Source organism: Nonomuraea sp. NPDC049419, assembly GCF_040676995.1.
GTDB lineage: Bacteria > Actinomycetota > Actinomycetes > Streptosporangiales > Streptosporangiaceae > Nonomuraea > Nonomuraea salmonea.
Genome location: NZ_JBFAQB010000002.1, coordinates 450783 through 476536 on the forward strand (window position 1 = coordinate 450783; position 25754 = coordinate 476536).

19 protein-coding genes are annotated in these 25754 nt (G+C 72.8%); 7 read left to right on the forward strand and 12 right to left on the reverse strand.

Translation table 11 applies throughout. The features are described 5' to 3' along the window. Window positions 1-16 precede the first annotated feature (16 nt). Both AB0K12_RS07365 and AB0K12_RS07370 read right to left on the reverse strand, forming a co-directional pair. Entirely contained in the window at window positions 17-3640 is a 3624-nt protein-coding gene (locus AB0K12_RS07365; RefSeq protein WP_364556432.1) for an AAA family ATPase, read from the reverse strand. Continuing rightward, window positions 3641-4762: an exonuclease SbcCD subunit D gene (locus AB0K12_RS07370; protein WP_364556434.1), complete on the reverse strand. Its 1122-nt coding sequence runs from the start codon at window positions 4760-4762 to the stop codon at window positions 3641-3643. It lies immediately after the preceding gene. 107 nt (window positions 4763-4869) lie between these two features. Here AB0K12_RS07370 and AB0K12_RS07375 point away from each other — a divergent pair, with 107 nt between their 5' ends. Beyond that, window positions 4870-6363 (forward strand): prolyl oligopeptidase family serine peptidase, encoded by a 1494-nt coding sequence (locus tag AB0K12_RS07375; RefSeq protein ID WP_364556436.1) that lies wholly within the window; start codon window positions 4870-4872, stop codon window positions 6361-6363. Here the strand turns inward: AB0K12_RS07375 and AB0K12_RS07380 are convergent. Beyond that, window positions 6336-7301 carry an alpha/beta hydrolase gene (locus tag AB0K12_RS07380; RefSeq protein ID WP_364556438.1) on the reverse strand — a complete coding sequence of 322 codons (966 nt, stop codon included), beginning with the start codon at window positions 7299-7301 and terminating at the stop codon, window positions 6336-6338. The two genes, AB0K12_RS07375 and AB0K12_RS07380, sit on opposite strands and share 28 nt — an antisense overlap. Before the next feature lies 1 nt (window position 7302). Then, window positions 7303-8163: an enoyl-CoA hydratase-related protein gene (locus AB0K12_RS07385; protein WP_364556440.1), complete on the reverse strand. Its 861-nt coding sequence runs from the start codon at window positions 8161-8163 to the stop codon at window positions 7303-7305. A 171-nt stretch (window positions 8164-8334) separates the two neighbouring features. On the opposite strand from AB0K12_RS07385, the gene AB0K12_RS07390 reads away from it, so the two are divergent. Further along, entirely contained in the window at window positions 8335-9825 is a 1491-nt protein-coding gene (locus tag AB0K12_RS07390; RefSeq protein WP_364556442.1) for an LCP family protein, read from the forward strand. A 25-nt stretch (window positions 9826-9850) separates the two neighbouring features. After that, window positions 9851-10105 (forward strand): hypothetical protein, encoded by a 255-nt coding sequence (locus AB0K12_RS07395; protein WP_364556443.1) that lies wholly within the window; start codon window positions 9851-9853, stop codon window positions 10103-10105. Between the two features lie 32 nt (window positions 10106-10137). On the opposite strand, the gene AB0K12_RS07400 is transcribed toward AB0K12_RS07395, so the two are convergent. The 3 genes from AB0K12_RS07400 to AB0K12_RS07410 all read right to left on the reverse strand — a co-directional run bounded on the left by AB0K12_RS07400 (window position 10138) and on the right by AB0K12_RS07410 (window position 13354). Then, on the reverse strand, window positions 10138-11142 hold the full coding sequence (locus AB0K12_RS07400) for an enolase C-terminal domain-like protein (RefSeq protein ID WP_364556445.1): 1005 nt from the start codon (window positions 11140-11142) through the stop codon (window positions 10138-10140). Between the two features lie 11 nt (window positions 11143-11153). Next, window positions 11154-12539 (reverse strand): MFS transporter, encoded by a 1386-nt coding sequence (locus AB0K12_RS07405; RefSeq protein WP_364556446.1) that lies wholly within the window; start codon window positions 12537-12539, stop codon window positions 11154-11156. 74 nt (window positions 12540-12613) lie between these two features. Next, window positions 12614-13354 carry a TetR/AcrR family transcriptional regulator C-terminal domain-containing protein gene (locus tag AB0K12_RS07410; RefSeq protein ID WP_364556448.1) on the reverse strand — a complete coding sequence of 247 codons (741 nt, stop codon included), beginning with the start codon at window positions 13352-13354 and terminating at the stop codon, window positions 12614-12616. A 102-nt stretch (window positions 13355-13456) separates the two neighbouring features. On the opposite strand from AB0K12_RS07410, the gene AB0K12_RS07415 reads away from it, so the two are divergent. After that, complete coding sequence (locus AB0K12_RS07415) at window positions 13457-14902, forward strand: MFS transporter (RefSeq protein ID WP_364556450.1); 1446 nt, start codon at window positions 13457-13459, stop codon at window positions 14900-14902. Between the two features lie 6 nt (window positions 14903-14908). On the opposite strand, the gene AB0K12_RS07420 is transcribed toward AB0K12_RS07415, so the two are convergent. The 5 genes from AB0K12_RS07420 to AB0K12_RS07440 are packed head-to-tail and all read right to left on the reverse strand — an operon-like array spanning window position 14909 to window position 22223. After that, window positions 14909-16078, reverse strand: coding sequence for a VWA domain-containing protein (locus AB0K12_RS07420; RefSeq protein ID WP_364557733.1), 1170 nt, complete (start codon window positions 16076-16078; stop codon window positions 14909-14911). A 13-nt stretch (window positions 16079-16091) separates the two neighbouring features. Then, complete coding sequence (locus AB0K12_RS07425) at window positions 16092-18317, reverse strand: DUF5682 family protein (RefSeq protein WP_364556452.1); 2226 nt, start codon at window positions 18315-18317, stop codon at window positions 16092-16094. Then, on the reverse strand, window positions 18314-19378 hold the full coding sequence (locus tag AB0K12_RS07430) for an AAA family ATPase (protein ID WP_364556453.1): 1065 nt from the start codon (window positions 19376-19378) through the stop codon (window positions 18314-18316). Before AB0K12_RS07430 ends, AB0K12_RS07425 begins: the two co-directional genes overlap by 4 nt. Further along, a complete protein-coding gene (locus tag AB0K12_RS07435) occupies window positions 19375-20772 on the reverse strand; it encodes a DUF5691 domain-containing protein (protein ID WP_364556454.1) in 1398 nt (465 codons plus the stop codon). Before AB0K12_RS07435 ends, AB0K12_RS07430 begins: the two co-directional genes overlap by 4 nt. Then, entirely contained in the window at window positions 20769-22223 is a 1455-nt protein-coding gene (locus AB0K12_RS07440; protein ID WP_364556456.1) for an SWIM zinc finger family protein, read from the reverse strand. The genes AB0K12_RS07435 and AB0K12_RS07440 overlap by 4 nt, the downstream gene beginning before the upstream one ends. Window positions 22224-22345: 122 nt before the next feature. On the opposite strand from AB0K12_RS07440, the gene AB0K12_RS07445 reads away from it, so the two are divergent. The 3 genes from AB0K12_RS07445 (at window position 22346) to AB0K12_RS07455 (ending at window position 25736) form a co-directional block, all read left to right on the forward strand. Continuing rightward, the gene (locus tag AB0K12_RS07445; RefSeq protein ID WP_364556457.1) at window positions 22346-22888 is read left to right on the forward strand and encodes a cupin domain-containing protein; all 543 of its coding nucleotides are present in this window, start codon (window positions 22346-22348) and stop codon (window positions 22886-22888) included. A gap of 265 nt (window positions 22889-23153) precedes the next feature. Further along, window positions 23154-24056, forward strand: a complete 903-nt coding sequence (locus tag AB0K12_RS07450; RefSeq protein WP_364556458.1) for an alpha/beta hydrolase — start codon at window positions 23154-23156, stop codon at window positions 24054-24056. Window positions 24057-24197: 141 nt separating this feature from the next. Beyond that, window positions 24198-25736, forward strand: coding sequence for an aldehyde dehydrogenase family protein (locus tag AB0K12_RS07455; protein ID WP_364556460.1), 1539 nt, complete (start codon window positions 24198-24200; stop codon window positions 25734-25736). The last annotated feature ends 18 nt before the right edge of the window (window positions 25737-25754 follow it).

Sequence of the window (25754 nt, forward strand, 5' to 3'; positions counted from 1 at the left end):
AGCGGGCCTGAGGACATCAGGTGACGCCGACGGCGCTCAGGGTGGAGCCGGTGCGGGTTTTGGTGACCTTGAGCTGGGCGGTGATGCGGGAGCGGAGTTCGGGGACGTGGCTGACGATGCCCACGGCACGGCCCCCGTCGCGCAGGCCGTCGAGGATGTCGAGGACGCCGTCCAGGGTGTCCTCGTCGAGCGTGCCGAACCCCTCATCCACGAACAGCGTCCCCAGCTCCGCGCCGCCCGCCTCGGCGGTGACGACGTCGGCCAGCCCGAGCGCGAGGGCCAGCGAGGTGATGAAGCTCTCGCCGCCGGACAGCGTGGCCGGGTCGCGGTCGACGCCGGTCCAGCCGTCGGCCACCTTCAGGCCCAGCCCGCCACCGGCACGCCCGCGCGCCCCGGCCGTCTTCCCCAGGTCGTGCCTGAGCAGGTAGCGGCCGCCCGACATGTGGTCAAGCCGCTCGTTGGCGGCGGCCACGACCTGCCGCAGCCGCTCCCCCAGCACGAACGACGACAGGCTCATGCTCCACTGGTTGTCGCTGGACGTGCCGCTGGCCAGGGACGCCATGCGTTCGGCGAGGCGGTGCCGGTCGGCGGCGGGACGCCAGCGTTCGAGGTGCCCGGCGAGCTCGTCGCGCAGCTCGGCCAGCCGCCGCGCCCTGGCCGCCGCCCGGTCGCGTACGCTCGCCAGCCGCGTGTGCTCCTCCTCCAGCGCGTCACGCTCGGCCCCGGCCCCGGCCAGGTCGGGCGCGGGCTCGGCCGCGGCGGCCACCAGTTCGGGGTCGGCGAGGACGCCGCTGACGGCCGCGTGCTGGTCGTCGAGCCGGCGCAGCAGCTCGGCCTGGCGCTCCCGCTCGGCCGGGCTCCGGTAGGCGGCCTCCGCATCGCGCACGTCGCCGAACCCGGCCTCAGCCGCCGCCTCCTCGGCCGCCCGCTTCGCCCCGGCCAGCTCGTCCCGGGCGGACACCGCCGCCTGCGTCGCCTCCAGCGCCTCACGCAGCAGCTCGGCCTCGTCGTTCAGCCGGGACAGGCGGGCGGTCAGCGTGGCGTCGCCGCCGCGCGCCGCGTCGAGCCGCGCGGTGAGCCGTCCCGCGTCGCCGCTCAGCTCCTCATGCCGGGTACGCGCGGCCGCGAGGCGCGCCGCCACCCGACGCCCCTGCTCCTCCAGCTCACCACGCTCGCGCCCGAGCCGACCGGCCTCCTCCGCCAGCCGAGGCTCACCGGCCGCCGACTCCTGAAGCCTGCGCAACTCACGCTCAGCCGCCGCCAGCACCACCTCGGCCTCAAGCTCCAGGCCGAGCCGCGCCCCCTGCTCCCGGCCGGCCGCAGCGCCGTCGAGATCGAGCCGCGCCGTTACGCCCTCACCCCGCGCCTGGTCGGCCTCGGGGTCCAGGTCGAGCTGAGCGCGTACGCGCGCCCGCTCGGCCTGCCGCTGTGCCCGGTGGGCTCGGGTGGCGGCGAGTGCCTCGGCGATCTCGCGGGCCTCGTCGCGGACGCGTTCGCGGTCGGACTCCACCCTCTCGAGCGCCTGCGCCACGGCCGGCTCGCGGTCGGCGACCGCCTGGAGGCGGGCCAGCTCCTGCTCGGCCTGCTCCACGTGCTCCTCAGCGGTGACCACGTCGAGGCCGTCGGTGGCCGCGGCGGCGTCGGCGTGGCGGGACTCCAGCGAGGCCAGGGCACGTTCGGCGGCCTCGCGTTCGCTCAGGGCGGCGTCGTGGGCGGCCTCGGCCTCGCGTTCGTCGCCGGCGGATGGAGCGCTCGGAGCGGGCGCGGCGGGGTGGGGGTGGTGCTCGGAGCCGCAGACCGCGCACGGCTGCCCGTCGGCGAGGTCGCGCGCCAGCTCGGCCGCCATGCCGTCGATGCGGGCCTGCCGCAGGTCGAGCCAGCGTTCGCGGGCGGCCTGGGCCTGATCGACCAGCACCTGGTGCGCGGCCCGCGCCGCTTCGAGCTCGCCCGCGAGCGTCTCGCGGCGGTGCGTCGCCTCCAGCGCGGCCCTGGCCGACTCCAGCGCGGCCGTCTGGGCGGGGATGGCCGCGGCCTGGGCGCGCACGTCGGCCAGCGCGGCCTCCGCCTCGGCGAGCCGGCCGGGCAACTCGGCCTCCGCGGCGGCCACCTCGGCCTCGCGCTGCGCCAGCCCGTCGAGCTCGGCCGCCAGCGCGGCCAGCTCGCCGTCGATCTCGATGAGGTGCGCGGCGGCGTCACGTGCGGCCTTGGCGGCCGGGATCCTCGCAGCGTCGGTACGCGCCATCGCCAGGCCCGCCTCGGCCTGCTCGATCAAGGCGGGCAGCTCGGCCAGCCGGGCGGTCACGCGTTCGTCGGCGCGCAGCAGCTCGGCCAGCTCGTCCTCGACCCGCAGCAGGTCGCGCCTGACCACGGAGAGCCTGGCCTCCTCGGTCAGCAGCTCCTGCAGCCGCGCGATCTCGTCCTGCCGCGCCCGCTCCAGCGCCGCCAGCTCCCCGACGCTGGGTCCACCCTCCTCGATCCGCCGCTGATCGCCGTACCGCTCGTCGGGGGATCCGTCCGAGGCGGACGGGTCGGAGGAGGACAGGAGGGGGCGGGCGCGGGCGAGGGCGTCGGCGGCCAGGGCGCGGGCCTTGGCGGCGGCCTCCGCGCGCTGCCTGGCGGCTGTGATCAAGGGGACGACGCGGTCGGCTCTGGCGGCGTCGTCGAGGATGGCCTGCAGGTCGGCGCGCTCGTCGGCACGTTCGTCGAGGGTGCGGCGCAGGGTGAGCGCCTCGGTGTAGCGGCGCCGGCGCTCGGCCAGGGCGGCGGCCTGCTCGAACCGGGTGCGCGCGGCGCGCACGGCGACGCCTGCCGCGGCGTGCTCTTCCTCGGCTCGCGTCACGACGGCCCGCGCGGCGGCGAGCAGCGCGCCCGCCCACGGCAACGGCTCCTCCTCCGGTGACGGCACGTCCCCGAAGGCCGAGGCCACGGGCTCGGTGGGCTCAGGGCCCGGGGTGAGGGAGTGCAGGAGGGTGGGGCCGGCGGCTTCTTCCAGGCGTTTGACGGCGAAGTCGACCTCCTGGCGGAGGTCCTGGGCTTCGCGCCAGGCCTGTTTGCGGTGTTCGGCCAGCCACGACTCGGCCGAGGTGAAGATCTTGACGGTGAAGAGGCGTTCGAGGAGTTTGGCGCGTTCGTCGCCGGCGGCGCGCAGGAAACGGGCGAAGTCGCCCTGCGGCAGCATGGCCACCTGGCAGAACTGGTCGGCGTTCATGCCGAGCAGCTGCCCGACGAGGTCGCCGGCCTCGTCGAGGCGGGTGGTGAGGCCGTGCCAGTCGGCGCCCTGCCACTCCGACAGCACGACCTTGGACTTCTCCTCGGTGACGCCCGTGCCGCGCAGCTTGGGCCGCTGCCAGGCGGGTGAGCGCTGGATGCGCAGTAAACGGCCCCGGAGGGTCACCTCAAGGGTCACCGAAGGGCCGGTGCCGGGCGGGGCGTGGTCGCAGCGCAGGCTGCGGGCGCTGTTGCGCTGGCCGGGCACCTGGCCGTAGAGGGCGAAGCAGAGCGCGTCGAGGATGGTGGTCTTGCCCGCCCCGGTGGGCCCGTGGACGAGGAAGAGCCCGGCCTCGGACAACGCGTCGAAGTCGACGGTCTCGGTGCCGGGGAAGGACCCGAACGCCGTCAGCGTGAGCCGGTGCGGCCGCATCTACGCCATCGTCTCCTTCACCCTGGACGCCTCGATGGCCTGTCTTAGCAGGTCTTCCTCCTCTGGTGCGGCAGGCTCGCCGCGGACCTCCTTGACGAAGTCGAGCGCGACCTCCGCCTCGGGCCGCCCGCTGAGGCGTACGGGCTGCGCGGCGGGGACGGCGCCCACGGGCTCGAAGGACAGCGCGAGGGTGTGGGGGAAGCGGGCGCGCAGGCGGTCCATCGCGGACTTGGGGCGCACCGGGTCGGTGAGGATGATCTGCAGCCAGTGGTCCTCGTAGGGGGCATGGCGGGGGTGGGTGAGCAGGTCGTCGATCTCGCCGCGCAGCCGCCCGACGGGACGGGGCACGGGAGCGGGCACGAACTCCACCTCCTGCCCCAGCGTGACCAGCCAGGAGCCCTTGACGTGGCCGACCTCGGAGAAGGAGTAGGCCAGCGGCGAGCCGGAGTAGCGCACGGTCTCGGACATGCGCTGCCGCCCGTGCAGGTGGCCGAGCGCGACGTAGTCGGCCCCGTCGAACGCCGTCAGCGGCACGTGGGCGACCCCGCCGACGCTGATGTCGCGCTCGCTGTCGCTGGCCTGCCCGCCGGTCACGAAGCAGTGGGACAGCACCACCGAGGCGCGGTGGCGGGCGGCGTCGGCCCTGATGCGGGCCCTGATGCGGGTCATGGCGTGGGTGATGGCGGCGGTGTGGCTGCGGTCGGGCAGCTCCCACTGGGCGCGGACCAGCTCGGGCTCGAGGTAGGGGATGCCGTAGAAGGCGACGTCGTCGACCACGACGGGCTCCCACGACTGATCGGGCGAGGTGCGCACGTGGACGCCCGCCGCCTCGAACAGCGCGGAGCCGAAGCGCAGCCGAAGCGCCGAGTCGTGGTTGCCGCTGATCAGCACCACCCGGGCCCCGGCGGCGCGCAGCCGGGCGAGCGCCTCGTCGAGCAGGGCGACGGCGTCGACGGGCGGCAGCGCGCGGTCGTAGACGTCGCCGGCCACCGCCACGACGCCGACCCGCTCGGCCCGCACGGTCTCGACCAGGTGATCGACGAACGCGGCCTGTGCCGCGAGCAGGCTCTCGCGGTGGAAGGAGCGCCCGAGGTGCCAGTCGGAGGTGTGCAGGATCCGCATGTCGCAGGAAGCTAACAGCTCTCACTGACAAATGCGGCCTCTCCAGTCCCACGCGCCGGGAGTAGGCTGAAAGATCAGCGGGCAAACCAACGCACATGGGGAGGCCGATGCGCACTGGCCGTGGCACCTTGAGCGTCGCCGCCGGTCTGGTGCTGGTGGCTCTCGCGACGGTCGGGTACGTGCTGCCGCCCGCATTCGACCCGCCGCCGCTCAAGGTCGATCCAGCTTTTCAGGCGATCCCACCTCAGCCCGTCGAGGAGCTGAGGCCGGTGATCGCCGCCGGCGCGATCCGCGAGGAGAAGATCTCCATCCCGGCGGAGGCCCAGCGGCTCCAGGGCACGCTGCGGGTGCCGCTCACGCCTGGGCGGCACCCGGCGATGGTGTTCGTGTCGGGGTCGGGCAACGGCTCGCGTGAGGAGTTCACGCCGCAGGCGGAGTTCCTGGCGAAGGCGGGCGTGGTGACGATCGCGTTCGACAAGCGCACGATCGGCTACGACTTCCGCCGCCGCGACTTCGGCCTGCTGGCGGACGACGCGCTGCGCATGGTCGAGTACCTTCGGACGCGGCCCGAGGTCGATCCCGCGCGGGTGGGCGTGTGGGGCGTGTCCGAGGGCGGCTGGGTGGTGCCGATCGCCGCGGCCAAGAGCACGTCGGTCGGGTTCATCGTGCTGGTGTCGTCCCCCAACGTCTCCCCGCTGCGCCAGGTCGCCTGGGCGCTGAACGAGCAGCTGCTGCGGCTGCGGGCCCCCGCCGGCGTACGCGACCTGCTGACCAGGGCGATGGGCGGGGTCGGCTTCGACTTCCTGCGCTACGACGCGATGCCCGCGTTAAGCCAGGTCAAGCAGCCGGTCCTGGCGTTCTACGGCACCACAGACCCCTCGATCCCCTTCGTCGAGTCCACCAAGGCGCTCATCACGGCGCTCGGCAAGGCGGGCAACGACGACTACACGATCCGGTTCATGGCCAAAGGCGATCACGCCATGCGGGTCAACGGCGGCGACTTCACCAGCGGCTACCTGGAGACCCTGGCCAACTGGATCAAGGGCCTGCCGGGTACGGCGAAGCCGGCGGTGCACATGGCGGGCGCGACGCCGGTGCAGCGGTTCGAGGCGAGTGACGTGCCGGCCGCCCCCTGGTACGCGGGCGGCACGATGCTCGGCCTGACGATCTGCCTGGCCGCCGTCGGCTACGTGGCGGGCCCGGTGGCGGCCATGGTGGTCCGCCTGCGGCACCGCCACCAGACCCCCGTCGAGACCAACGCCCGGCTGTGGCCGCCGATCAGGCGGCGCCTGACCCGGATGGCGTGGACCGGGCTCGGGCTGCTGGCCTCGGTGGTCGCGTTCATCACGCTGCTGGTGCTGTTCTCGGTCAACCAGGCGGGCGCCTGGCCGGCCGTGCTGGCCGGCTGGCTGGTGGTGCGGCTGCTGGCCGTGCTCATGCTGATCCAGGAGGTCACGGCGGTCGCGGCGTACGTGTCGGCGCTGCGCGAGGGGCTGCAGCCGACCCGCTGGCAGTACGTGTCCGTGGCCGGCGTGCTGGGCGGCACAGGGCTGCTGCTCGTGGCCGCCGCCTACTACGGGCTGTTCTCCTTCCCCTGGTGAACACCCTGCTGAACATCCCGGTGAACGTCCTGGTGAATGAAGGCGGCCATCCAGCGGTCGATCTCGGCGAAGACCTGCTTGCGTACGGGCTCGGCGGACAGCACGAGGTCGTGCACGCCGTCCTGGATGCGCACGCAGGTCACGTGCGGCCCGACCGAGGTGGACCAGCGGGCGATGTGGCGGGGGTCGAGCACGATGTCGGCCGAGCGGGCCTCGGGGACGAAGTCGCGTACGCGCAGGCCGGTGCTTGAGGCGAGCACGAGCACCGGCACGTCCACGGAGAGCCCGCCGTGCAGCCGCCGCTGGGCGCGCCGGATGGCGGCCAGCCACATGGCGTGCACGGAGAAGCCGCCGAGCGGCTTGAGCTCCAGGTCGTAGTCCCATTCGCCGTGCTCGCTGCGGTGCAGGGTGCGGCCGTAGACGTTGCTGGAGGGCAGCGGCAGCACCCACCGCGTGTACGACAGCGGCGTCTTGAGCAGGTCGGCGGCCAGCCGCAGGTGGGTGGGCACGTTGAGATCGAAGAACGGGCTGTTGAGCACGAGCCCCTGCACCAGGCCCCGCCCGCGCACCCGGTCGGCCCACAGGGACGCGACGAGCCCGCCGGTGGAGTGGGCGTTGACGGTCAGCTCGTCGTGGTCGCGCTTGATGACGCGGACGGCCTCGTCGATCTCGGGGAAGTATTCGGTGACGCTCCTGACCAGGCCCCTGGTCTGGTGCGGCAGCAGAGATCGGCCGTATTTGCGCAGGTCGAGCGCATAGAAGTCGATGCCGCGCTGGACGTAGTGGTCGGCCAGGTGGTCCTGGAAGAAGTAGTCGGTGAAGCCGTGGAGGTAGAGCACCGCCCTGCGGGAGGCGGGCTCGGCCTTCCTGGACACCAGCGTCGCGACGACCTCGCCCTCGAAGTCGTCGGGCATGGGCAGCACGGTGATCTCGTACATGCTAGACACGATAGGGATCGTCGGGCCAGGAGGGCACACCGGAGGGCAGGTCGGTGCTGACCCGCATCGGGAAGTCGGGCTGCCGCTTGCCGAGGAAGGCGGTGACGCCTTCGACGGTGTCGGGCGCGCTGCCGAGCTCGGTCATGAGGCGGGAGTCGGCGGCGTGCGCCTCCCAGGGCGAGGCGGCCGACAGGCCCGACCACATGAGGCGGCGGATGGCGGCGACGGAGACGGCCGAGGTGTTGTCGGCGATCTCCCTGGCCAGCGCGTACGCGGCGGGCAGCAGCTCGTCCGCTGGATGGACGCGCGAGACCAGCCGCCCTTCGAGCGCCTCGGAGGCGGGGAAGACGCGACCGGTGGCGGCCCACTCCATGGCCTGGGCGATGCCGACGATCCTGGGCAGGAACCAGCTCGACGCCGCCTCGGTGACGATGCCGCGCCGCGCGAACACGAACCCGAACCTGGCGTCCTCCGAGGCGAGCCGGACGTCCATGGGCAGCGTCATCGTGACGCCGACGCCGACGGCCGGGCCGTTGATCGCGCCGATGACGGGCTTGAGCGAGCGGGCGATGCGCAGCGCGACCGTGCCGCCGCCGTCGCGCGGCACGCCGTCCACGGTCTCGCCCCACTCCCTGCCCTTGAACGTGCCTCCGCCGCCGCCCAGGTCGGCCCCGGCGCAGAACGCCCGGCCGGCCCCGGTGACCACCACCGCGCGGACGTCGTCATCGGCGTCGGCCAGGTCGAAAGCCTCGATCAACTCTCCGCGCATCGTAAAGGTGAAGGCGTTCAGCCGGTCGGGACGCTTCAATGTCACGGTGGCGATGCGATCGGTCACCCCGTACTCGATCTCTGAGAAGCCCATGCCTAGAATCTTATTCGGTCGCTGAAATTCATCCCCACATAACGTCATATTTCGTATACGGAGCATAGGCTGCCGCCTCGATGAAGCCTGGGGACGACCGCGCCACGCGGTTCGCCACAGGTCATGAGGGCTTCGCGCCTATGGTGGAACACGCGGGGAAACGGGGAAGGCGTGGAGCAGGCGAAGGAACCAGGGAACGCCGCGGCGGTCCTCGGGTGGCTCGTGCTGGCAGCACTCGCACCCGGAGCCGCTCACCTGCGCGCCGGCCGGCGCAGGACCGGCCTCGTCCTCATCTCCTGCTACGCCGCCATGCTGCTCGCCCTGCTCGCGGTCGTGCTGACCAACGATCTCGGCACGCTGCTCGGCTCGGCCACCCAGGACTCGTGGATCACCTCCGTCATGATCGGCACCGGAGTGCTGGGCGCGGCCTGGTTCGCACTGATCGTGCACTCGTTCGTGGTGCTGCGGCCCGGCCGGCTCGGCCCGGCGGGGCAGGCGCTCACCGGCACGCTGGCCGGGCTGCTCGCCGTCGTGGTCGTGGTGCCGTTCGGGTACGCCGCCCACTCCGCGAACACCTACCGGCAGGCGCTCGACCACATCCTCCAGCCCCCTGAGCTCGCCGATCAGCCGCCGGCCCCCGAGCCCGAGCCCGAGGACCCGTGGGCCGGGCGCGAGCGGGTCAACATCCTGCTGCTGGGCGGCGACGCCGACGACAACAGGACCGGTGTGCGGACCGACAGCATGCACCTGGCCAGCATCGACGTGCGGAGCGGCAACACCGTGCTGTTCAGCCTGCCGCGCAACCTCGAAGACGTGCGCTTCCGTCCCGGCACGCCGATGGCCCGCCGCTTCCCCGGCGGCTTCGACCTGCCGAAGGACGCCGGCGGCGGCAGCAGCGACCTGCTCAACAGCGTGTGGGAGTACGCCGACGCCCACCCCGATCTGTTCGGCGGCAAGCAGCACCAGGGCCCGAAGGTGCTGATGGACACCATCGGCTACACCCTCGGCCTCGACGTCGACTGGTACGCCCTGGTCAACATGTGGGGCTTCGCCCGCCTCATCGACGCCATCGGCGGCATCACGATCACCGTCGAGCAGGACGTCGTCTTCGGCAAGTACAACGAGGGCCTGGTCAAGGCCGGCACGCGCCGCCTCAAGGGCGCCGACGCCATGTGGTACGCCCGCTCGCGCACCTTCAGCGACGACTACACCCGCATGCGCCGCCAGCGCTGCGTGATCGGCGCGCTGCTCGACCAGGCCGACCCGGCGACGATCCTGACCAGGTTCAACCAGGTCGCGCGAGCCACCAAGAACCTGATCAGGACCGACATTCCGCAGCCGATGCTGCGGCACCTCGTGCCGCTGGCGCTGAAGGTGAAGAACGCCGAGGTGACCAGCCTGCAGTTCGTGCCGCCGCTGATCAACACCGGCTACCCCGACTGGGACGAGATCCGCTCCCTGGCCCAGAAGGCGATCCGCGAGTCGTCCCGTCCCGAGCGGCCCGTCGCGGCCTCCGCCTCACCGTCGGCCGCACCGGCCTCAGCCTCACCGTCGGCTTCGTCCTCGAAGACGCCCGCGCCGAAGAAGAAGTCGGCCGAGCAGGACGGCGACGACCCCGTGCAGGGCCTCACCCAGGGCTGCGGCCCCTCGGCCAGGAGCTGATCGGTAAAGAACCCGCCTCGGCGCTGTGGCGCACCCGCCGGGCGCGGCGGCCCTCATGATCTCCTGGGCGGTGTCGCCGTACCTCGGGAGGTCCGTCATGCACCGCCGCCTGCTCGCCCTGTCCGCGCTCGCGCTGGTCGTCGCCGCCGGCACGCCCACGAGCGGGCTCGTGGACCGTACGCACGGCGTCCGTGACGCGCTCATCGAGGCCGGGTCCCGCTTCTCCGGCATCGCCGACATCATCACCGGCGTGCATCTGGCCCGCTCGCTGCATTCCTGAACGCCGCCGGGGCGCGTCGCCGGGGCCGTGGGTCAGGCGTGAAAGGACTCCTTGGTCATGCGGCGGAGGCGGTCCTCGTCGATCTCATGGCCCAGCCCTGACTGCGTCAGCGGCACCGCGATGACCCCGCCGTTCGCGCCCACCACGGGCGTGACGATCTGGTTCTGGCGGGGCGGCTGCGTCACGTCGCACGGCAGCGTGCACCCCGGCAGGCTGGCCACCGCGACGGTGGCGGCCCTGGCCAGGCCGGCGCCCTGGCCGCCGGTGCACTGGATGTCCCATCCGGCGGCGGCGGCGCGGTCATGGGCGCGGCGGGCCTCCGACAGCGAAGGGAACGCGGCCGGCCGCAGCAGCAGCACGCGGGCCGCGCGCAGGGTGAGGTAGTCGTCGAGCTCGGCGGCCGAGGCGACCTCGACCGCCACGGACGCGGCCACCTGGTCCTGGAGCGAGGCGTGGGAGTAGACGTCGGTGGTGGCGAAGGGGCGTTCGATGACCTCGAGGCCGTAGGAGTCGAGCGCGACGAGCTGGTCGAGGTCGGCGTAGGCGTTGCCGCAGTCGACGGCCAGGGTCAGCGCCGGGTACGCCTGCCGCACCGCGCGTACGGGCTCGACGTCCCAGCCGGGCCGTACATCGAGGGTGACATGTCCGTAACCGGCGCAGATCTGCTGGTTGACCCGGGTGACCAGGCCCTCGACCGACGAGTCGGGCGACAGCCGGACGGTCGCCATGAGGGAGGTGCGGGTGCCGCCGATCGCCTCGGCGAGCGGCACCCCGCGCATCTTGGTCCACAGGTCCCAGCAGGCCATGTCGACGGCGCTGTCGCCGCTCGGCACCGTGTCGGGGTGTTCCCAGTCGACGCCGATGAGCAGCGCCGCCAGCGTCTCCTCCAGCCTCGACCAGGTCTTGGCCGGGGGCGCGGTCGCCTCGCCCCACCCGGTCATGCCCCCGTGGTCGGTGAGCTTGACGAGCAGGCTCTCCGACCTCCTGCCGAAGGGCAGGACAAGCCGGAAAACCTCAAGCTCCCGGACTCGCGGCATGCATCCCCCTTTTATGGCGCGGCTCCCTCCATAGTGCCCGGTGCCGAAGCGTGCACAAAACGCGGGGCCAGCACGAAGGCTCCGACGGCCAGCAGAGCGGTGAAGGCGAGGCCGATGAGGTAGCTCTCGCCGGCAGCGGTGAACAGGGCTCCGCTGATCGCGACCGCCACCACGGTGAACACCGACTCGCCGACGCCGACGGCCGCGCTGTTGCCGCCTTCCTCGCCCTCCTTGGACATCTCCAGCACCAGCACGGAAACCGTCGGGTGCAGCGCGCCGATGCCGAGACCGGCGATGGCCATGGCGACGTACGCGACCGCGATCGGCATGGAGTCGAGCAGGACGAGCGTCACCAGCCCGATGCCGACGGCGATCATCGCGGCGCCGCCCCTGATGGCGGCCATGTTGCCGACCATGCCGCGGCCCTTGATCCAGGACCCGGTGGACCAGCCGAGCGCGCCGATCGTGAGCACGACGCCGGCGCCGGTGGCGGTCAGGCCGCGCTCGTTCATCAGCATGAGCGGGATGAACACCTCGGTGGCGGTCAGCGCGCCGAAGGCGAGGCCGCGCAGGACGGGCGCGGTGGGCAGGCCGCGGGCGGCCCGCATCGAGCCGGGCAGCAGCAGCTTGGGCAGGGACACGGCGAGCAGCACGATGCCCGCCGCGAGCAGGGGCAGGCCGGCCGTCTTGAGCGCGCCGCCGTACTGCAGGAGTGCGGCGGCGACGGCGGTGAGGGTGGCCCAGACGAGCTTGCGTCCGAGGCCGGGCGCGGGTCCCGCGACGGGGTCGCCCTCACCGGTACGCCCCGCTGCGCCGCGCCACAGCAGCAGCGCCGCCGGGATCACGATCAGTGACACCCCGAGGAAGATCCACCGCCAGTCGGTGTTCTCCACCACGAAACCGGCGATCGCCGGGCCCACCATCGAGGGCACCACCCAGGCCGCCGAGAACAGGGCGAACACGCGGGGATGCATCGCGGGCGGGTAGGCGCGGGCGACCAGCACGTACAGGGCCACCTGGATCAGCCCGGCGCCGAGCCCCTGCACGAACCGGCCGGCCACGAACACCTCCATGATCGGCGCGAACCCCGCGAGCAGCAGTCCCGCCACGAAGGTGGCCACGCCGACCGCGATGGGCGGCAGCGGCCCGCGTACGTCGCTCCATCGCCCGCCCAGCACGGTCGCGATCACGCTGGCCGCCAGGGTGGCGCTGAAGGCCAGGTTGTACAGGGGCATGCCGTCGAGGTCGCGCGCCACCACGGGCATGGCGGTGGCCACCGCCATCGCCTCGAACGCCACCAGCGTCACGAGCGCGACCAGTCCGATGCTCAGGGCCCGGTAGGGGGCGGACAGCGCACCCGGAGGGGCCGCCGCGGTCTTCTCCACAATCGTCGTCATGTGCGAAAACGTATGGCGCGCCCCCTGCCCGGCACATCGGGCATCGGCCCTAGGCAATTGGGCCTAAGGCACGCTCAGCCTTTGGGCATGCGGGCCTCGATGCCGTCGAGCATGAGGTCGAGCCCGTAGCGGAAGCGTTCCTCGCCCTCGGCGTCCACGAGGTCGTCGATGTGCTTGGTGACGTGGGGGAACTGCTCGGCCGGGAGCGCCCGGTAGTAGGTCGTGATCTGCTCGACGAACGCGTTGAAGTAGTCCTTCCTGTTGTCGTAGCCGGCCGCGCGCATCCTGGCGTAGTGCAGCGACCCCTCGTACGCGTCGCCGGCGATGTAGAGCGAGAGCCGGTCGAGGGCGATGGCCGCCTCCCTGGGCGGCATGCCGGCGTCGACGAGCAGCCCGTACATGAACTCGCCCGCGCGTACGGAGTTCTCGCCCGTGGGGATGGTGGCCAGTGCCGCCCTGGCGACGTCGCCGTGCGCGCCGAGCACGCGGTGCGCCTCCAGCGCGTACGCCCGCAGCTGCTCCTTCCAGCGGCCCGGATCGCGTTCGGGGAGCACGATCTCGCCGAGCACCCGGTCGTAGAGCAGCTCCAGCAGCTCGTCCTTGTTGGCGACGTGGGCGTAGAGCGAGGCGGGGCCGGTGTCGAGCTCCTGCGCCACCCGTCTCATGCTGAGCGCGTCGAGCCCCTCGGCGTCGAGGATGCGCATCCCGGTCTCGACGATGAGGTCCTGGCTGAGCTGCCGTCTCGGCTGCACCGGCTTGCGCGTCTTGCGCCACGGAGGCGCCGGGACGCCGTCCGCTCCTTTGCGATCCACCATGGCGAACAGTGTACTTGACACGAACGCCGTTCGCTATTACAACGGTGTTCGCTGACGAACGCCGTTCGTCTCTACGAACACCGTTATCCAAGGAGTTGCCCCATGACCGTGACCGCACCCCCGGCGCAGACCGGGCTACAGCCCTACCGATGGCGCTGGGTCGCCCTGTTCGTGATCCTCGCGGCCGAGGTCATGGACCTCCTGGACGCGCTCGTCACCACGATCGCCGCCCCCACCGTGCAGAAGGAGCTGGGCGGCTCCGACAGCCTCGTGCAGTGGCTCGGCGCCGGCTACACGCTGGCCATGGCCGTCGGCCTGATCACCGGCGGGCGCCTCGGCGACCTCTACGGCAAGAAGCGCATGTTCGTGATCGGCGCATGCGGCTTCACCGCGGCCTCGCTGCTGTGCGGCGTCGCGGTCAGCCCCGAGATGCTGATCGCCAGCCGCGTGTTGCAGGGCCTGTTCGGCGCGGTGATGATCCCGCAGGGGCTGGGGCTGATCAAGGAGATGTTCCCGCCGCACGAGATGGGCAAGGCGTTCGGCATGTTCGGGCCCGTCATGACGATCTCGTCCGTGGGGGGTCCCGTGCTGGCCGGCTGGCTGGTGGACGCCGACTTCTTCGGCACCGGCTGGCGCATGATCTTCCTGATCAACCTGCCGCTCGGCCTGGCCGCCGTCCTCGCCGCGCTGCGCTACCTGCCGGAATACCGCTCCGCCGGCGCCACCCGCCTCGACCTGCCCGGCGTCGGGCTCGTCTCGGTCGCCGCGTTCCTGCTCGTCTTCCCGCTCATCCAGGGCCGCGAGCTGGGCTGGCCGGCCTGGACGTTCGTGTCGATGGCCGCGTCGATCGCGGTGTTCGCCCTCTTCGGCCGGTACGAGGCCCGCCGCGCCGCCTCCGGCCGCGACCCGCTCGTCACGCCCAGCCTGTTCCGCAAGCGGGCCTTCACCGGCGGGCTCGTCGCCGGGCTCGCGTTCTTCTCCGGCATGATCGGCTTCAGCCTCGTCTTCAGCCTCTACACCCAGCTCGGCCTCGGGTTCAGCCCGCTCGAAGCCGGCCTGGCCGCGCTGCCGCAGGCGCTCGGCGGCGTCGTCGGCTTCGGCATCGCCATGTCGGGCCTGCAGGAGAAGCTGGGGCGCGGCCTGCTGCAGATCGGCACCGTCGTCATGGCCGCCGGCGCGGCCACGCTCGCCCTCACCATTCACCTGGCCGGCACCGACGTCGGCACGCTGCAGCTCGCCCCCGGGCTCGCGCTGGCCGGCATCGGCATGGGGCTCACCATGGCGCCGTTCTTCGACATCGTGCTCGCCGGCGTCGAGGCGCACGAGTCGGGCTCCGCCTCCGGCACCCTGACCGGCGTCCAGCAGCTCGGCGGCGCGTTCGGCACCGCACTGCTCGGCACGCTGTTCTTCAACATGCTGGCCGGGCAGTGGAGCTTCGGCGTCGCCATGCAGGTCACCGTGTGGGTCGAGGTGGGGCTGCTGGCGCTGACGTTCGGGCTGTCGTACCTGCTGCCCCGGCACGCCCGTCCTGAGCAGCGGGCCGCGTGAGGCGGGTCAGGGCGCGGCGGTGTGGTGCTCGGCCCAGCGGGCGATGTCGCGCCGCTCGATGGCCGCGGCCATGAGATCGGGGAAGGCGTCGGGTGTGCACGCGAACGCGGGCACACCCATCGCGGCCAGCGCGGCCGCGTTCTCGTGGTCGTAGAAGGGCGCGCCCTCGTCGGACAGCGCGAGCAGCACGATCACCTGGACGCCGGCCTGCGTCATCGCCGCCACCCTGCGCAGCATCTCCTCCCTGATCCCGCCCTCGTACAGGTCGCTGATCAGCACGAAGATCGAGTCGGCCGGGCTGGTGATGAGGCCCTGGCTGTAGGCGATGGCCCTGTTGATGTCGGTGCCGCCGCCGAGCTGGGTGCCGAACAGCAGCTCCACCGGGTCGTGCAGCCGGTCGGTCAGGTCGGCCACCGCCGTGTCGAACACCACCAGCGACGTCTTGAGCGACCGCATCGACGCCAGCACGGCGCCGAACACGCCCGCGTACACCACCGAGGCCGCCATCGACCCGCTCTGGTCGATGCACAGCACCACCTCCCGCTGCACCGACCGCTGCCGGCGCGCGTAGCCCACCAGGCGGGAGGGGACGACGGTGTTCTTCTCCGGCAGGTAGTTCTTCAGGTTCGCCCGGATCGTACGGTCCCAGTCGATGTCGGCCGTGCGCTTCGGCCGGTGCGTCCTGGCCGACCTGTCGAGCGCCCCCGACACGGCGGCCCGCGTCTTCTGGGTCAGCCGGCGCTCCAGCTCCGCCACCACCGTGCGCACCACCGCCCTGGCCGACTCCCTGGCCTGGTCCGGCATCACCTTGTTGAGCGCGAGCAGGGTGCCCACCAGATGCACGTCGGGCTCCACGGCCTCGAGCATCTCGGGTTCGAGCAGCAGCCTGGTCAGGTTGAGCCGCTCGATCGCGTCCTTCTGCATGACCTGGACGACGGTGGACGGGAAGTACGTCCTGATGTCGCCCAGCCACCGCGCCACCCGCGGCGCCGACGCGCCCAGCCCTCCTTCCCGCCCGTCCGCCCGTCCGCCCTCGCCGCCCCTGGCCCCGCCGTCCCGGCCGCTCTGGTCGTAGAGGGCCGCCAGCGCGCCGTCCATCTGCGCGTCCGCACCGTCGAGCGCGCACCCGGTGCCGTCGGCGGCCCCGCCGCCGAGCACCAGCCGCCACCGCCGCATCCGCTCATCCCGCTCACTCACCGGCCCGGCCCCCTCCTCCGGTCGTGTTCTGCGCCGTTGTTCCCAGGATCGACAGGACGGTCGCCACCGCCGGGGCGGCGCGGTGGTCGTCCAGGTCGCGCCGGCCAGGCCCGTCGTCGCGGCCCGCTGAGCGCAGGCGCTCCCCCACGGCCCGGCGCTCCGGGGGCGCGAACGCGCCGAACGTGCGGCGAAGCAGCGGCAGCACGTCGGTGAACTGCTCGCAGGACAGGCCGGTCAGCCACTCGTCGACCAGCCCCAGCAGGCGGGGGTCGTGCACCAGCAGCAACCCGCCGCCCGCCAGGAACCCCTCCACCCACGCCGCCGCCCGCGCCGGCGCCTGGCCCCGGGACATCGCCCTCGACATCCGGTCACCGGCGTCGTGCAGCTCGCCCGCGTCCAGCAGGATCCTCGTGAGCCGGCCCTCGATCAGGCCGTGCAGGTCCTGGCGTTCGCTGATCGCGCGCAGCGTCGCCATCCACCGGCCCCTCGGCGCCCCTTCAACGGCGGGTCTTTCAGCGTCGAGGAGGGCGACCGCAGAGTGCACGGCGTCCACGTGTTTGAGCAGGTCGGCCGCCGCGTCGTCGTCCAGCCCCGTCACGGCCACCGGGAGCCCGACGCAGATCCGTTCGAGCATCGACCGGACGATCACCGCCAGCCCCTCCGCCGAGGTGCCGCGCACGTCACCGTAGCGGTGTGCCCGCACCATAGCGGGCAGCGCCGCCATCAGCCGGGTGACGTCGGTGTCCAGCGCCGCCTTGGCCGACAGGGCGGCCAGCACGTCCGGCAACGCCTCCGGCAGGTCGGCCAGCAGGCACTGCTCCACCAGCCCCGTCAGGTCCGCCAGCGCCGCCGACCCGGACGCCGCCAGGTCGCGGGCGCGCCGCCCGGCGGCGGCGACCACGGTGGTGCCGAGGGCGGCGTGCTCGATGAGCGCGAGATCGTGCTCGGGCCGCCAGCGCAGCGTCCACGTCTCCCTGAACGTGCCCTTCCCGCGCGCCTGCCCCGGCGTGCCCCAGCCGACCTCCAGCAGCCGCAGCCGGTGCAGCAGGTGACTGCGGTCGAGGTCGAGCGGTTTGCGCAGATCGAGGTCGATCTCGCGGTCCAGCGCCTCGGGCTTGAGCTTGAGCTTGCGCTGCCGGTCGCGCAGGTCGCGCTGGAGCGGGACCATCGGGATGCCGTCGGGGACGTGCCCGAGCCGGTCGCCGACCACCATGCGCCGCTGGATCAGCTCGACCGCCAGGTCGTCGCCCTCGCACAGCACCGCCCTGGCCGCCTCGGTGACCTCTCCGAGCCCCGCCAGCGGGCGGCCGCGCAGGGCTGCGAGGCTCTCGGCCAGCCGTACGGACTCGATGACGTGCGCCGACGACACCGCCAGCCCCTCGTCGCGCAGCACCGCCGCCGCCTGCGCCAGCCACCGCTCGATCGGCCGGTCGCCGGCCTCGAACAGGTGGTGGTACCAGCCCGGCGAGGTGATGCCCGCGCCGTAGCCGCTCCACGACGCCAGCCGCCCGTACGTCCACGGCACCCACGTCAGCTCGGCCTTCACCCTCGGCAGGCCGCGCAGCAGCGCGTTGTCGGCGGTGGCGGGCGGGAAGGGGGCCGTCAGCGCGGGCACGTGCCAGGCGCCGCAGATCACCGCGATCCGGCCGTGGCCCTGCTTGACGCCCGCGCGGATGGTCTTGCGCATGTACGCCTCGCGCACGGCCTCCCGCTCGTCCGGCCGGTGCCCCTCGCGTACGGCGGACATGGCCTCGGCGATCACCGCGAACGGCGTGTCACCGCCCCGGTGCTCGACCACGTCCTCCCACCAGCGCTCGGGATCGTCGTAACCGGCCGCCGCGGCCAGCGCCCCGATGGGATCGACGGGCGCCTCACCAGGGGCGGCAGGCTCCCCGGTCGCGGCGAGCGAGTGGGCGGCGGGCAGGTCGCAGAACCTGACGAGGACGCCGGCCGACGTGGCGTACCTGATCGCCTGCCACTCCGGCGAGAACGCGGCGAACGGCCAGAACGCCGCCCGCGACGGCGCCCCGGGCACGTGCGCCAGCAACGCGACCGGCGGCTCGAGCCCGGAGGCGTGCGCGACGAGCGCGTCGGCCTCGGGCGGCCCCTCGATGAGGATCGCGTCGGGCCGCAACCGCTCCAGCTCCCGCCGCACGGCCCGCGCCGACCCCGGTCCGTGATGCCGCACCCCGAGCACGGAGACCTTTGGAGTGGTCATGACACCTCGCGGCAGGCGCGGTAGAAGTCGTGCCAGTCCGTACGCTCGCGCACGACCGTCTCCAGGTATTCGCGCCACACCACCCGATCCGACACCGGCTCCTGCACCACCGCACCGACGATCCCGGCCGCCACGTCGGACGCCCGCAGCACCCCGTCGCCGAAGTGGGCGGCCAGGGCGATGCCGCTGGTCAGCACCGAGATGGCCTCGGCGGTCGACAGGGTGCCGCTGGGCGACTTGAGCTTGGTGCGGCCGTCCTCGGTCACCCCCGTGCGCAGCTCCCTGAACACGGTCACCACCCGCCGGATCTCCGCCGGCCCCGTCGTCGTCTCGGGCAGCTCCAGCGAACGGCCGAGCTGGGCGACGCGGCGGGCGACGATGTCGACCTCCTCGTCGGCGGTGGCGGGCACCGGCAGCACGACGGTGTTGAACCGGCGGCGCAGCGCGCTGGACAGCTCGTTGACGCCCCGGTCGCGGTCGTTGGCGGTGGCGATGACGTTGAAGCCGCGCTCGGCCTGGACCTCCCTGTTGAGCTCGGGAATGGGCAGCGTCTTCTCCGACAGCACGGTGATCAGCGCGTCCTGGACGTCGGACGGCATGCGGGTGAGCTCTTCGACCCGGGCCACCCGGCCCTCGGCCATGGCGCGCATGACCGGCGACGGGGTGAGCGCTTCCAGCGACGGACCCTCGGCCAGCAGCCGCGCGTAGTTCCAGCCGTAACGGATGGCCTCCTCCGCCGTGCCGGCCGTGCCCTGCACGAGCAGCGTCGAGTCGCCGCTGATGGCGGCGGCGAGGTGCTCGGACAGCCAGGTCTTCGCGGTGCCCGGCACGCCGAGCAGCAGCAGCGCGCGGTCGGTGGCGAGGGTGGCGACCGCGACCTCGACGATGCGGCGCGCGCCCACGTATTTGGGGGTGATGCGGTCGCCGTCGCCCAGGATGTACGTGGTGACGGCCCACGGCGACAGCTTCCAGCCCGGCGGCCTCGGCCGGTCGTCGTCCTTGGCGAGGACGGCCAGCTCCTCGGCGTACTGGTCTTCCGCGTGCGGGCGCAGAACGGTCATCGGTGGAGCTCCTTGTACATGTCAGCGCGGAAACGCAGCAGGGCGGCGACCTTCTGGACGGGTTCGGCCGGGGAGAAGTCTTCGGCCAGCTCGTGCAGGTCGGGGTCGATGTGCTCGCCGGCCAGCTTGACCAGCTCGGCGAGGTTCCACGGCTGCGTGGTGTTCACTTTCACGATCTTGCGGAGGACGGCCGTCGCCAGGCCATCACCCCAATGGGACGACACCCCGCCGAGCACCATGATGAGCTGGCTGTCGAGGTCGTGCTCCGCGACGAACCTGGCCGCCAGCTCCTGCTGCTCCGCGGGCGGAAGGGCCACGAGCAGGTCGGCGATCGGGTCCCAGCCGAACATGGCCCGCGCCCACTCCGGGTCGCGCTGCAGCACCGCCGCGCGCACCCAGGCGCCCTTCACCTCGACGTCCCAGTCGGGGATCTTCATGGCGAGCAGCCGGGCGGGCGGGTGGTCCCAGACGGAGAGCGGGGCGCGGGCGATGATCTGCTGCAGCCACCAGGCGCGCTCGCCGGTGCCGCGGGGCGGCTTCTGGCGTACGCCGTCGCGTTCCATCTCCTTGTCGCAGGCCATCGGGGCCTGGACGGCGATGACGCCGCCGGTGATCGTCACGCAGGCGCGCAGCCTTCCCGCCATGCGCCGCGACATGCGGGACTCCGGCAGGCGGGTCAGCAGGTTGGCGGCGGCCTGGCGCACCTCCCTGCGGCGGTCGTCGAGCGCCTCCTCCAGAAACGGCTCGTCGTCCATGCTCAGCCCCTCGGCCAGCACCTCCACGAACCCGGCCCGATCGTCCGGCGACTCCTGCTCCCACGTGCTCTCCAGCAACTCCCTGGCCTGGGCCGGGTGGGCCGCCCTGAGCGCCGTCAGATGAGCCCGCCGGTCGGCCGCGCCGCCCAGCTCCCACGTCTCGCCGGTCGGCTCCGCCAGCAGGTAGTCCCAGCCGGGGTTGAGCCCGGCCAGCCAGCGGCCCCGCTGCCCGGCCAGCACGCCCAGATGCACCCGCATCGACCGATCCCGCCGACCGCGCTCCAGCAGGTCGGGCAGCACGTACGGCGGCACGATCCGGCCGGTCGCCGCCGCGGCGGCCAGCCACTCGGGCAGCAACCGCTCATGCTCACCCCCGAGAATCCGCCGCAACCACTCCGCCGCCCGCCTCCCCACAACCCCGCGCTCCTCCATAGCCGCCCGCCCCGCGTCGGCGGCACCCCCATCACCGGACGCACGACTCTCGCCGGGCGCGGAGGTTTGTGACGGCTCGTCGGGGGTTTTGGTGCCCGCTCGCCGGCGTACGGACTCCACGGCGGCTGCTTCCAGCAGGTCGCCCGGGTATGGGCGGCGGTCGGTGCCCACGAGCGCGGTCGAAGCGAGGTCGTCCCAGCCGGTCACAGGATCACCGTCGTTCCTTCGTCGTCCCAGGTGGTCAGGGGGCGCAGGCCGGCCGGCGTCCATTCGGCGGCCACGGTGAGCGGGTGCCCGCCGGAGACGGCGATGAGGCGCCAGGGGTCGTGGGCGCGCGGATGCAGCGGCAGGCCGCCGATGGTGCGCCGGTCGGGGATCACGCCCGTGAGCACGAGCGGCCACGACTCCGTCCACGGGTCCTCGGCGAGCGCGCGGGCGACCTCGTCGAGGGCTTCGGCGGGCGTCATGCCGGGAGGCACGGGCCCGGGCCCCTCGGCGGACATGGCCGGGGTGTGGCGGGTCGCCACCAGGGCGCGGAGCGGGGCGGCGCCCGGGTAGTAGGCCAGGTCGGCGTCGACGGCGGTGCCGGTCACCAGGGAGGCGTCGAGCGGCTGCCCCTGCGGCGCGAAGGACAGGATGAGGGCGGCCCGTCGCGTACGGCGGCCGCGCAGCCACACCCGGCGCGCGGTCAACCGGTCCTGCGTCTCGTCACGCCGCCCCAGGACATGCCACACATCCCGGACCACCGGCTCCGTCAGCACCTCCTCCTTGGTCACGGGGAACCCGACCCGGATGAGCACCGTGCGCGCGAGGTCCGGCGGCAGCTCAGCCCTCCTGCGATAGGCGACGGCAAGCAGGTTGAGCAGGGCGTACTCCTCCAGCAACCGCCCCGGCCACCCCTCCTCGGCCCGTACGCGCGCCAACCGCGACACCATGCCCGCCACGCCCGGCGCCTGCGCGTCGATCAGCCGCTTGGCCAGCCCCTCCCAGTCATGCTCGGCCGCCACCGCCAGCCCCTGCCGCACCTGGTCGGCCAACCACCGCTCCAGCTCGGCCAGCCCGGCGGCGACCCGCCCATGCCGTAGGGACTCCGCCCCGCTCGCACGCGAGCCACCCCGCCCACCCCCACTCACCTGCCGGGCACCGCTCCCCGCTCCACCGGCGTCGCTCGATGCCTCAACGCCCCCGACCGAGCTGCCGCCATCAGGGCCCGCAAGGGTTGCCCCAGCGGCGGTCTGCCCGTCGGCGGTCTGCCCGTCGGCTGTTGTGTCGGCGGCGGCGGCGGTCGCGGCGCGGGCGGCGGACCTGGCGGCGGACTTGGCGGCGCGTTCGGCACGGCTGTCGAGCCACTCCGTCACCCACTGCGGCGCGCCCGCCTCGGCCGGGATCGCCTCGTCGGACCACAGGAGCAGGAGCCCCAGCGCGTGCTTGCACGGGAACTTGCGGCTCGGGCAGCTGCACCGGTAGGCGGGCTCGCTCAGGTCGACGCACGCCAGGTAGGGCGTGGACCCGCTGCCCCTGCACTCGCCGTAGACGACCATGCCCGTGTGGCCGCGCACCGGCCATTTCGCGGGCGTGGCCACGCCCTGCGCCGCCTTGCGGGACGAGGCGTCAGGGGCGAGGGCGAGGACCTGATCACGGCTCCACCGTTCGATCACCTGCCGCAGACTAGCCAGCCGCACCGACAATTCCCGCCCCCGTTTCCCACCCGTGACGAGCCCCACGCCCTCCGCCCGGACCGGCCCGATCCGTTGGTTGCGGGGACGCCTAGACTCGCTCTGTGGAGTTGCGGATCTATCCTGACGGCCCGTCCGCCGAAGTGGCCGACGAGGCGGCGGCGCTGGCCAGCTCGCTCGACGGCCAGCTCGTTCTCGACGGACGCTTCCTGCGCAGAGACGTCACCGGCGCCCCCGTCGCCTTCGTCGAGCGTCCGCCCGTCGCCGCCGCTCTCGACCTGCTGCCGCATCCCGAGGGCGGCTGGTTCAGGGAGACGTGGCGGTCGCCGGTGACGTTCACGCCGGACGACTATCCGGGGGAGCGTGCCAGCGCCACCGCCATCTACTTCCTGCTGCACCCGGGCGAGGAGTCCGTGCCGCACGTGGTGCGCTCGACGGAGCTGTGGCTGTGGCATCGGGGCGGGCCGCTGGCGCTGACCATCGGCGACTCCGTCGTCACCCTGGGGCAGGACGTCGAGAACGGCCAGGTGCCGCAGGCGGTCGTGCCGGGCGGGGTCTGGCAGTCGGCGCGCCCGGCCGGGGACGAGGCGGTGCTGGTGAGCTGCGTGGTCTCCCCCGGCTTCGACTTCGCCGACTTCTCCGCCTGAAACCCGACGCCACCGACGTACCTCGCGAAGACCGCTTGGCCTGCCCCTCCGCGGTCGGTGTCTTGCAGCGCCAGATGCCATGAGGGCCTGGCTTCCCAGGGCATGGTGGCGGATGAGGCCGGGTCGCGGCTGGTCGCGCTCTATGCAGCGACGCATCCCGAATTCAGCGCATGTCCACTCGTTATTGGTTATTCTATTATACCATTAATATTGATATTCTGCATTTCATTCGAATAAGACGAATTGGGCAGCTATATTCGCGGTCATGGCTGCTGAGGACGGGAAATTCGTCAAATCCGGGCAACTGAACTTGTGGACCAAGCGGTTCGGCGATCCTGGGGATCCGGCGGTGCTGCTCGTCATGGGGACCTCCACCCCGGGCCTCGGGTGGCCCGATGAGCTGGTGCGGGTTCTGGTGGCCGGTGGACGGCAGGTGATCCGGTTCGATCATCGCGACACCGGGCGGTCCGACTGGGTCGATTTCTCCGTCCATCCGTACACCGCCACCGACCTGGCCGATGACGCCGTCGCCGTGCTCGACGCGTACGGGATCGCCACCGCCCATGTCGTCGGGGCCTCGCTCGGTGGGGTGGTGGCGCAAGTCCTGGGTGTGCACCGGCCTGAGCGGGTCGCGGCGCTCACCCTGGTCATGAGCGCGCCCATGGGGGCGGACCAGGGGCCGGTCTGGGCACGGGCGCTGGCCGGGCAGGAGCCTGATCCGGGTGCGCTGCCGCCGCCCCGTCCACGGCTGCTCGCCCACCTCATGTCGCCGGCCCCGCGTACCACCCGCGAGGAGATTCTGGCCGCCGCCGTCGAGACGTGGCGGGTGCTGAGCGGGGACGTGCTGCCGTTCGACGAGGACGCGGCGCGGCGGCCGGCCGAGTACGCCCACGACGCAGCCGGCGATCCGGCCACGGCCGGCAACCACGACCTGGCCGGGCGGACGTTGACCCCGGACCGGCTCGTCCCGCTCTCGACGATCAAGGCCCCCACGCTGGTCGTGCACGGCACCGAGGATCCGCTGCTCCCGCTCCCCCATGGCGAGGCGCTGGCCGCCCAGATCCCGGGGGCGCGCCTGGAGACGGTCGAGGGGATGGGACATTCCCTGCTGTCCGAGGGCGTCCCCGGTCGGGTCGCCGAGCTCGTCCTGAGCCACGGAGCCCGCTGACGACCGACGCGTACAGGGACCGGCGAAGGCTGACCGCGGGCTGCGTGGCGGCCGGGCCGCACGGCCCCTCGCGGTCGGGTCACCTTGGGTTTTTTGCGGCGGGATGATTGTCTAGCCGGAGGAACTATGAGGAGGGCAGCGGTGAGCCGTCAGATCGTTTCCATCGTGGGGGGCAAGGACGCGGAGGCCGTGTCCACGTACGACTCCGTCAACCCCGCCCGCACCGGCGAGGTCGTGGCGAAAGTCGGGCTGGCCGACGCCGACACGTTCGCCGCCGCCTGCCGTACGGCCAAGGAGGCCCAGCGCGAGTGGGCCAAGGTGCCGGCGCCGGTGCGCGGCCGGGTGATCGCCTCCATCGGCAGGCTGGTGGAGGCCAACGCCGAGCGTCTCGCGGCCCTGGTGACCGAGGAGATCGGCAAGCCGTACGGCGAGGCGCTGGGCGAGGTCAGGGAGATCGTCGACACCTGCGACTTCTTCCTGGGCGAGGGCCGCAGGCTGTACGGGCAGACGGTCCCGTCGGAGATGCCGGACAAGAATCTGTTCACCTTCCGCACCCCGGTCGGGGTCGCGGCGGTGATCACGGCGGGGAACTTCCCGGTGGCGGTCCCGTCGTGGTATCTCGTGCCGGCGCTGCTGTGCGGCAACGCGGTGGTGTGGAAGCCCGCCGAGTACGCCGCCGCGTCGGCGCACGCGATGTACCAGCTGTTCGTGGCGGCCGGCCTGCCCGACGGCGTGCTGAACATCGTCTTCGCCGACGGCGCCGAGACGTTCAGGGGCCTGGAGCTGGCGCTGGGCGCGGGCAGCGTGCAGAAGGTGGGCTTCACCGGCTCCAGTGAGGTGGGCAGGAAGGTCGGCGAGCTGGCCGGGCGGCACCTGCAGTCGGCCTGCCTGGAGCTGGGCGGCAAGAACCCGATGGTGATCATGCCGGACGCCGACCTCGACCTGGCCGTGGAGGGCGCGCTGTTCTCGGGGTTCGGCACGGCGGGTCAGCGCTGTACGAGCCTCGGCACGGTGATCGTGCACGAGAGCGTCCACGACGCGTTCGTGGAGCGGTTCGCGCGGGCGGTGGAGTCGGCCAGGATCGGCGACCCGCGCGCGGAGGTGCTGGCCGGGCCGCTGCTCGACCGCAAGTTCGCCGACCGCTACGAGGAGTACCTGACCTGGATCGAGCCGCACCACCGCGTGGTGACGGGCGCGACGGGCCGCATCACGAAGGACAGCCCGCGCGGCGGCTTCGACGGCGGCGAGGGGCTCTACTACCACCCGGTGGTGGTCGACGGGGTGCGTCCCGGTGACCGGCTGTTCATGGAGGAGACGTTCGGGCCGATCGTCGGGGTGGCCTCGTTCGCGACCATGGACGAGGCGATCGAGCTGGCCAACCTGCCCGGTTACGGCCTGTCCAGCTCGATCTACACGACCGACGCCAGGCACGCCTTCCGCTTCCGCGAGGGCGTCTCGGCGGGCATGGTCAGCGTCAACAACTCCACCTCGGGCGCCGAGGCGCACCTGCCGTTCGGCGGCAACGGCAAGTCGGGCAACGGCAGCCGCCAGTCGGGCATGTGGGTGCTCGACCAGTTCACCCGCTGGCAGGCGATGAACTGGGATCACTCGGGCCGGCTGCAGAAGGCGCAGATGGACGTCGCGGAGATCGTCCCCGACCTGGACTTCCGCCTGGCGTGAGACGCGAAAGAGCCCCTC